General features: G+C 45.6%; 6 protein-coding genes. 5 read left to right on the top strand and 1 reads right to left on the bottom strand.

What is annotated here, in order from left to right:
* Positions 1-21: 21 nt before the first annotated feature.
* Positions 22-213, bottom strand: coding sequence for a hypothetical protein (locus WBA89_RS28205; protein WP_194012076.1), 192 nt, complete (start codon positions 211-213; stop codon positions 22-24).
* A gap of 143 nt (positions 214-356) precedes the next feature.
* Between WBA89_RS28205 and WBA89_RS28200 the strand changes: the two genes are divergently transcribed.
* The 5 genes from WBA89_RS28200 (at position 357) to WBA89_RS28180 (ending at position 8,388) form a co-directional block, all read left to right on the top strand.
* Positions 357-2,690, top strand: a complete 2,334-nt coding sequence (locus tag WBA89_RS28200) for a glycoside hydrolase family 31 protein (protein ID WP_424410935.1) — start codon at positions 357-359, stop codon at positions 2,688-2,690.
* A 560-nt stretch (positions 2,691-3,250) separates the two neighbouring features.
* Positions 3,251-4,405 carry a Fic family protein gene (locus WBA89_RS28195; protein WP_424410934.1) on the top strand — a complete coding sequence of 385 codons (1,155 nt, stop codon included), beginning with the start codon at positions 3,251-3,253 and terminating at the stop codon, positions 4,403-4,405.
* 72 nt (positions 4,406-4,477) lie between these two features.
* Positions 4,478-5,626: an AAA family ATPase gene (locus WBA89_RS28190; protein ID WP_424410933.1), complete on the top strand. Its 1,149-nt coding sequence runs from the start codon at positions 4,478-4,480 to the stop codon at positions 5,624-5,626.
* Positions 5,623-6,234, top strand: a complete 612-nt coding sequence (locus tag WBA89_RS28185) for a hypothetical protein (RefSeq protein ID WP_333377603.1) — start codon at positions 5,623-5,625, stop codon at positions 6,232-6,234. The genes WBA89_RS28190 and WBA89_RS28185 overlap by 4 nt, the downstream gene beginning before the upstream one ends.
* Positions 6,235-6,483: 249 nt before the next feature.
* On the top strand, positions 6,484-8,388 hold the full coding sequence (locus WBA89_RS28180) for an ABC transporter ATP-binding protein (protein WP_424410932.1): 1,905 nt from the start codon (positions 6,484-6,486) through the stop codon (positions 8,386-8,388).
* Positions 8,389-8,487: the final 99 nt, after the last annotated feature.

Raw genomic sequence — 8,487 nt, 5'->3', positions numbered from 1 at the left:
CAAACCTCTCCGCGATTGGGACTACTCATAAGCCGATTCTTCTCGATCTAACTCTAAAAAAATTTCTTCAGCATTCAGAACTAAATCATCGTCAGACAAAGGTGGCAAGTCTAAATGAATGACTCGTTTCAAAATTTCTAACGCCACTTCCAGCCGCTCTGAGTCTGGTAGGCGATCGAAGGTGTTTAGGAATTGTTGTACTAAAGCGGTCATAGTTATTTTCCTGAGACACGTTTTTAGTATAACACAAAATCTATCTGTTCGTTGCATTTACCATGACTGCTTATAACCTCAGAGAGAGCGCATTTTCTTTCTAAACTGCCATTATAGTTAGAAACCGCAATCTCAAACTACCCATGCCGCAATACTTCGGAAAACTCCAAACCACAGAACAGCCTTGGTCAACCATCGACTCCGTACAATCGATCGCTCGAACCGAGCGCACAATTCACTTCAACTGCGGCGAAACTTCCCTAAACATCAGCATCCTCGCCCCCAATTTAGTCCGAGTGCGAATGTCCCCAACGGGCGAATTTAAAGAACGATCGCACTCAGTAACTCTCCCCGACGAACAGTGGGAAATTGTACCCTTTGAAGTGCGAGAAACCGACGAAAAAATCGAAATAGAAACAGCACAAATATTAGTTTCTGTCAAGCGATCGCCCGCTGCAATCGAATGCTTCGACAAATCGGGAAAACCCTTTGCTAGCGACTGCGATCGCAATATGGGATGGCGCGCGGGTGCAACCGCAGGCTGGAAGCGCATCGAAGCCGACGAACACTTCTACGGTTTCGGCCAGCGCACCGGCTTTCTCGACAAACTCTCCGAAGTCAAGACAAACTGGACAACCGACGCGCTAGACTACAATTCCCTCACCGACGAAATGTACCAGGCGATCGCATTTTACATCGCCCTGAATCCCGATCGCGCCTACGGCATCTTTTTCAACACCACATTTTGGAGTCAGTTCGACATCGGCGCCGAAAAACCGGGAGTTTTGCGGATGGAAACCAGAGACACGGAACTCGACTACTACATCATCTACGGCCCGGAACCCGCCCAAATTCTCGCCACCTACACCCAGTTAACCGGCCGGATGCCGCTCGCGCCAAAATGGGCGCTGGGATACCACCAATGCCGCTGGAGCTACGAATCAGAGGACGTTGTGCGGGAGTTGGCGCAGGAATTTCGCGATCGCAGCATTCCCTGCGATGTCATCCACCTCGACATCGACTATATGCGCGGCTACCGCGTTTTCACTTGGAGCCCGAAGCGTTTCCCCGATCCCGCGAAACTGATCGCAGATTTGAAAGCAGCAGGTTTCAAGGTTGTCACAATTATCGATCCCGGTGTCAAGTACGAACCGGAAGCAGATTATGAAATATTCGATCGCGGTGTAGAAAACGACTATTTCGTCCGCACCGCAGACGGAAAGCTTTTCCACGGCTACGTTTGGCCGGATAAATCGGTATTTCCCGATTTCATGCGGCCGGAGGTGCGCCAGTGGTGGGGCGAATTGCACAAAACCCTGACAGATATTGGGGTTGCGGGGATTTGGAACGACATGAACGAACCTGCGATCGCCGAACGTCCTTTTGGCGACGGCGGCGATCACATTTGGTTTCCGCTGGATGCGCCCCAGGGCCCGGATGACGATCGCGCGACTCACGCCCAAACGCATAATTTGTACGGGTTGATGATGGCGAAAGCTTGTGCGGAGGGGTTGCAGAAGTTGCGGGGCGATCGATCTTTTGTGCTGACGCGATCGGGATTTGCGGGCGTACAGCGCTACTCTTCCGTGTGGATGGGCGACAATCAATCGCAGTGGGAGCACTTGGAAATGTCGCTACCGATGCTTTGCAATATGGGGCTTTCCGGCGTAGCGTTTGTCGGTTGCGACATCGGCGGTTTTGCGGGGAATGCAACCGCCGAAATGTTCGCCCGGTGGATGCAGGTGGGGATGCTGTATCCCTTGATGCGCGGTCATTCGGCGATGAGTACGGCGCAGCACGAACCGTGGGTTTTTGGATCTCGCACTGAACAAATTTGCCGCGAATATATCAATTTGCGCTATCAGTTGTTGCCTTACATTTATACGTTGTTTTGGGAAGCTGCAACGACGGGCACGCCGATTTTGCGACCGTTACTTTATCACTTTCCGCGCGATCGCACAACTTATCACCTTTACGATCAAGTGTTACTCGGCCCGTCGCTGATGGCTGCACCCGTTTACCGGCCGGGAGTTGAGCACCGCGCCGTGTATTTGCCGGAGGGTACTTGGTTTGATTGGTGGACTGGCGAATGCTATCAGGGCCCGATGCACATTTTGGCTGATGCGCCTTTGGAGAAAATGCCGCTTTACGTGCGGGGCGGGGGAATAATTGCGATCGCGCCCGTGCAGCAATTTGTCAGCGAACAACAGCTTGATTCATTGAAAATGCGAATTTGGCCCGGAACTGGTGAATGGACGCTTTATGAGGACGACGGAGACAGTTTTGAGCACGAACAAGGTGTCTGGGCTGCGACTAATTACCAGGTGTATTTTGAGGCTGAAAAAGTGATAGTTGAAATTGCGGCGCGGGAGGGAGAATTTGCGATTTCTGAACGCGAAGTTACTGTGGAAGTTGTTGGCGTTGGGGAACAGCAATTTAGGGATGACGGTGCGGCGCGGCGTTTGACATTTGGATAATTTTGGCATAAAGCGGTTTATGCTATGGTGGGATTTTGATTCAGGGCGATCGCTCGATCTGGTAGAGTTTGAGGTGGAAAGGGCGATCGTATCATGGAAAAGATGTGATATCAAATCCTCTCTTCATCGGAATAGTAAATTCACTGTTGACTGTTGACTGTTGACTGTTAACAGTTAACAGTTAACATCATTCCGATGCAACCGGAAAAGATCTGAGCCTGTGATTCCCGCAAGCACGATTGGTAGCGCTTAGCCCGGAATCTAAAGCTGAAATTGATGAGGATCGAATTTAGTCCGATCCAGGGACTGTCTCGTTACGTTTTGAAATCGGTAACTATCAGTCCGTTGCTCTCAAAATCGTGGAAAATTGCGGGATTGAAAGTTTGAAAATTATCCGATCGCAACCATAATCTCTCTAGCATTACCGAAGAGTTGGCTTGTTGCCTCATTTTTATTATACTAAAATTAATTTTAGTATAATAAAAATCAAATCCGGTAATCTTATTTCACTGGAATAACATAAGATAGCAAAACCTCAACCTTTGTCCCTGAGCCACCAAATGATGCGATCTGGTCGATACGTCCAACAAATCGAAGGATACAGCGCCTTCATTCCAGCCCCACTCCCGCCAAAGCCACCGATTAAAATGGACGGCGCACTCAACCGCTTGCTTTCCGATGCCGATCGCGCTTTGGGAAGACTCGACGGTGCTACCTGTATTTTGCCCAATCCTGACCTATTTGTAGCGATGTACGTCCGTCAGGAAGCCGTTCTTAGCTCGCAAATTGAAGGGACGCAAAGCACCCTAGAGGACGTACTTCAATATGAAATTGATGTCAAAGGTCAAGAACGCTTTAAAGATGTGCAAGAGGTTGTTAACTACGTTAACGCCATGAACTACGGTTTAAAGCGGCTTCAAGAATTTCCACTGTGTCTGCGCTTGCTGCGAGAAATTCACGCAGAATTGCTCAAAGACGTGCGAGGAAGCGATCGCACGCCCGGAGAATTTCGGAAAAGTCAAAATTGGATTGGTCCTCAAGGATGTGACTTGGCTACTGCTGCTTTTGTACCTCCAACAGTGGCCCAAATGCACCAAAATCTAGATAATCTAGAAAATTTTTTGCACGATACCAATTCTTTACCTGTACTGATTCATTGCGGATTAGCTCACGCTCAATTTGAAACAATACACCCATTTTTAGATGGAAACGGACGAATTGGACGATTGTTAATTACTTTTTTGCTTTGTCAGCAAGGAATCCTGCAAAAGCCTTTGCTATACCTCAGTCATTATCTAAAATTTCACAGAATAGAGTATTACGATCGCCTGATGGCAATTCGCACTCATGGAGATTGGGAAGGATGGTTAAAGTTTTTTTTACAAGGTATTTTTGAAGTCAGCCAGTCAGCAACAGCAACAGCCCGTTCTATTCTCGAAATGCGCGAAAAACACCGCGAAATCATCGGTCAGCAAATTTCCAGCAGCAGTTATGGACTGCGCTTACTAGATTTACTTTTCCAGCGTCCGATCGTGAATATTCGTTTAGTAGAAAATGAACTACAATGTACTTACGCAACCGCTGGTAAAATAGTCGATAAATTTGTAGAAATTGGTTTACTTAACGAAGTCACAGGTTGGCAACGCAATAGACTGTACCGTTACGAACCATATCTTGCTCTTTTTGAAAGCCCACTACTTAATAATCAATCCTGACAATTTTGATTCTCTATAAAATGCTGTAAAAATCAACTCTATGATTAAGTATTTCTGGATTAGGTTAAAATAATGATTATCTCCCATATAGAGCTGAAAAATTGGCGCAATTTTCAGTCAGTGAATGTTGATTTGCGCGATCGCATTTTTATAGTAGGCCCGAATGCCTGCGGTAAATCCAACTTTCTCGATTCATTCCGCTTTTTGCGGGATTTGGCGAAAGCAGGAGGCGGATTGCAAAAAGCTGCGATCGATCGAGGCGGCGTCTCAAAAATTCGCAGTCTTTATGCGCGTCGGTATCCAGATGTAGAAATAGAAATTCACCTTTCAGAATCTAATTCCCAACAGCCATTATGGAGGTATGGGCTGGGAATCAAACAGAAAAAAGGTGGGAAAAATGAGGCAATTGTTGCCTACGAACGAGTTTGGAAGGGTGACAAAAAAATTATCGATCGCCCTACTCCAGAAGATGAAAAAGATGAGCTGCGTCTCACCCAGACTTATCTAGAGCAAATTAATGCCAATGCCGAATTCAGAGAAATTGCTAAATTTTTAGAATCGATTTTATATTTACATTTAATCCCTCAATTAGTTCGCCATCCCGAAGCTTTTGCTACCCCTGGACTTTCCGAAGATCCTTTTGGGAGAACTTTTTTAGAACGAGTCGCTAAAACTCCCGAAAAAACCAGAAGAGCGCGATTGAGAAAAATTGAAGATGCTTTAAAGTTGGCTGTCCCGCAATTAAAAAACCTCACGGATACTAAAGATGTAATGGGAGTTCCCCATTTAGAAGTTGTTTACGAACATTGGCGGCCCGGAGCGGGAAAACAACGGGAAGACCAATTTTCGGACGGAACATTACGGTTAATTGGTTTACTCTGGTCGCTGTTAGAAACCGATACATTATTGTTACTAGAAGAACCAGAACTCTCTTTAAATTCGGCGATTGTTAGCAATCTACCGTCTCTGATTTATCGCCTTCAGCGTCCGAGAAAGCGACAGGTTATTCTCAGTACCCACAGTGCCGATTTGCTCTCAGACAAAGGCATTGGCGGCGAAGAAGTCTTGCTAATGACACCGACTCCTGAAGGAACTCAAGTAAAACTTGCCTCAAGTAACGCACAAATAAAAATGCTACTAGAAGGAGGTTTAAGTATAGCGGATGCTGCACTTCCTCTCACAGCACCGCCCGCGATCGAACTACTCAGTTTATTCAAATGACGGATATTCCCATCAATCTAGTGTTTGAGGATGTACTGAGTGAAGCCGTTCTCAAACAAATGCTCAAACAGTCTCAACGTCCCTTTTCAGTTGGAAATTGCTTGAATCAGAGAGGATATGGCAAAATTAAAAAGGTGATTTCTGGATTAAATCATGCGGCAAAGGGAATGCCATACTTAGTGTTAACTGATTTGGATAATGCAGAATGCCCGCTAGTAATTCTTTCGGAGTGGTTAACTCAACCAAAACATCCTAATCTGCTGTTTCGGATTGCGGTTAAAGAAGTCGAAGCGTGGTTGCTAGCACATCGGGAGGGATTTGCTGAATTTCTGGGTATTTCAGTAGACTTGATTCCTGCTGATGTAGATAAAGTTTCCGACCCCAAACAGCTTTTAATCAATCTGGCTAAAAAGTCAAAGAAGCGAGAACTGCGGGAGGGTATCGTCCCCGATCGCAATAGTACCGCAAAAATTGGTAAAGACTACAACGGTCAACTGATCCAGTTTGTCGATCGAAATTGGCAAGTTGCGTCAGCACAGACTAATTCCCCCAGCTTAGAACGAGCTATGAATGCGATCGTAAATTTTCAACCAACCTGGGAAAATTGAGGATCAAGAAAGACAAATTATGCGATCGCCAAATACAATTAATCAAATCATCATCTATAATCCAATACGGTTCACTTAACATATTTATCCCCCGGAGATCCCCCTAAATCCCCCTTAAGAAGGGGGACTTTGAGAGCATTCTTGTCCCCCCCTTTTTAAGGGGGGTTAGGGGGGATCGTCTTAAGTAAACCGTATTGATCTATAATCTACCGTCCGGGGATGACTAGACCTGACACCTACCCACAAATAATGCAACCCATTAAAATTACCACAGTCCAAGCTTTGCAGCGCAGCTTGGGCCTGATAATCAAAGCCGCACCCATTGAACTCCGCAATTTAATATTACTCAATATCATTCGCGGTGCTGCCCCATCTGCCGTGCTGTTCTTAAATAAATTAATCATTGACGAAGTATCTCGCCTGCTGTCGCAAACCCAAACAGCACAGCCCTTAGCTTTAATGCTTTCCCAGCCAATGTTGCTGTGGAGTATTGCCGGAGTCTTAATTCTCAAATTAGTTGGCGACTCCATCGATACAATGAGTTCTTTTACAGTAACATCTTTGCGCGATCGCCTTCAAGGCGCAGTTGAAGGAAAAGTTCTGGAAAAAGTTGCCAATTTCGACGATATCGCCCTGTTTGAAAACCCAGAACTCTTAAATATTGTAGAACTAGCCAAAACCGGAGTATCCAGAATACAGCAACTAGCATTCACCATCAGCATGACCATCACGGGAATTTTTATATTTATTCCATCTGTAAGCCTTGCTGCTGCGATAGCTTGGTGGGTACCCCTGCTGATATTACTTTCATCAATTCCCTCAATTTACATCGAAAGAAAATATACGAAACTCATCTGGAGAGTTCAAAAAAAGCAAGCTAAAATTACTCGCGAAATGAACTTGTCTGCTAGAGTGTTGACTGGCGAAGAATACGCTAAAGAATTGCGTTTGTTTGGCTTGCAAGAACTTTGGCTCAAACGCTGGCAAGGTCAGTTCGTGCAGTTTTTTAGCGAGATGCAGGCAATCAGAAAAAAGGGAGCAATTATTGTACTGTTGTGGTCTATTCTTAGTAGAATAGGAGTAGCTTTGCCCTTCGTTTATGTGGTAATGGGAGCTTTGGGAGGGCGCTATACTTTGGGAGATTTGGCGCTATATTCTGGTTTGATTGTTCAAGTAGAAAACAGTTTAGAATTACTGATTAATAATTACACTAATTTGTACGATATTGCTCTAGGTGTGAGTCCGATTTTTCAACTGTTGGATATGAAACCAGAGTTGCAGTCTCCGCTTGGGGATGTGGCATCTCGTTTGCCTAGCTTACCAGGTCACGGGCAAGATGCCCGTGCCACAAGTCCATTGCCAGATAGCGGGCAAGATGCCCGTGCCACAAAGGATAAAATTGGTATCGAGATTAAGGATTTATCTTTTGGCTATCCCGGTAGCACTAAAAACACGATCGCAGATATCAACTTAACCATTAATCCGGGTGAAATGCTAGTTTTTGTGGGTGAAAATGGCGCGGGTAAAACCACCCTTGGCAAATTGCTCGGCAGATTGTACGATCCGAGTGAAGGTTCGATCGCCTGGAACGGCAAAGATTTGCGATCGTACTCCCTATCATACGTGCGATCGCGCATAGCAGTTGTCATGCAAGATTACGCCCGTTTCCCCTCCACAGTCCGCGAAAACGTCGGTTTCGGCGACTTGCTTTCCCTGTCGGATGACACCGCAATTAACGAAGCCGTTGCCGAAGCAGGAATTGCAGCTAAAATCAACAGTTTAGAGCAAGGTTTAGAAACACCTTTAGGCAAACAATTAGAAGACGGCATCGACTTATCCGGGGGACAGTGGCAAAGAATTGCGATCGCCCGCGCCCTCATGCGGCTTTCTACAGCCGAAGTCCTAATTTTTGACGAACCAACCGCCGCCCTAGACCCCAAGACAGAACACGAAATTTACAGCATCTTCCGCCAAATCGCCGTCGGGAAAACAACGATTGTCATCAGCCACAGATTGGGATTGGCCAAAATTGCCGATCGCATCGCCGTCATGGAAAATGGTAAAATAGCCGAAATAGGAAGTCACGACGAATTGATCGCATCAAACGGAATTTACTGTTCCATGTTCACCCGTCAAGCTAGCAGCTATATTTAGTTATTTGTTATTTGTTATTTGTTATTTGTTATTTGTTATTTGTTATTTGTTATTTGTTATTTGTTATTTGTTATTTGTTATTTGTTATTTGTTATTTGT

Source organism: Microcoleus sp., from assembly GCF_049646505.1.
Taxonomy (GTDB): domain Bacteria; phylum Cyanobacteriota; class Cyanobacteriia; order Cyanobacteriales; family Microcoleaceae; genus Microcoleus.
The sequence above is the reverse complement of the archived record's forward strand: the minus strand, read 5'-3'. Positions and strand labels throughout refer to the sequence as shown.

Coding starts and splice junctions, on each gene's coding strand:
- WBA89_RS28205 (WP_194012076.1), bottom strand. CDS start 213: ATGACCGCTTTAGTACAACAATTCCTAAACACCTTCGATCGCCTACCA.
- WBA89_RS28200 (WP_424410935.1), top strand. CDS start 357: ATGCCGCAATACTTCGGAAAACTCCAAACCACAGAACAGCCTTGGTCA.
- WBA89_RS28195 (WP_424410934.1), top strand. CDS start 3,251: ATGATGCGATCTGGTCGATACGTCCAACAAATCGAAGGATACAGCGCC.
- WBA89_RS28190 (WP_424410933.1), top strand. CDS start 4,478: ATGATTATCTCCCATATAGAGCTGAAAAATTGGCGCAATTTTCAGTCA.
- WBA89_RS28185 (WP_333377603.1), top strand. CDS start 5,623: ATGACGGATATTCCCATCAATCTAGTGTTTGAGGATGTACTGAGTGAA.
- WBA89_RS28180 (WP_424410932.1), top strand. CDS start 6,484: ATGCAACCCATTAAAATTACCACAGTCCAAGCTTTGCAGCGCAGCTTG.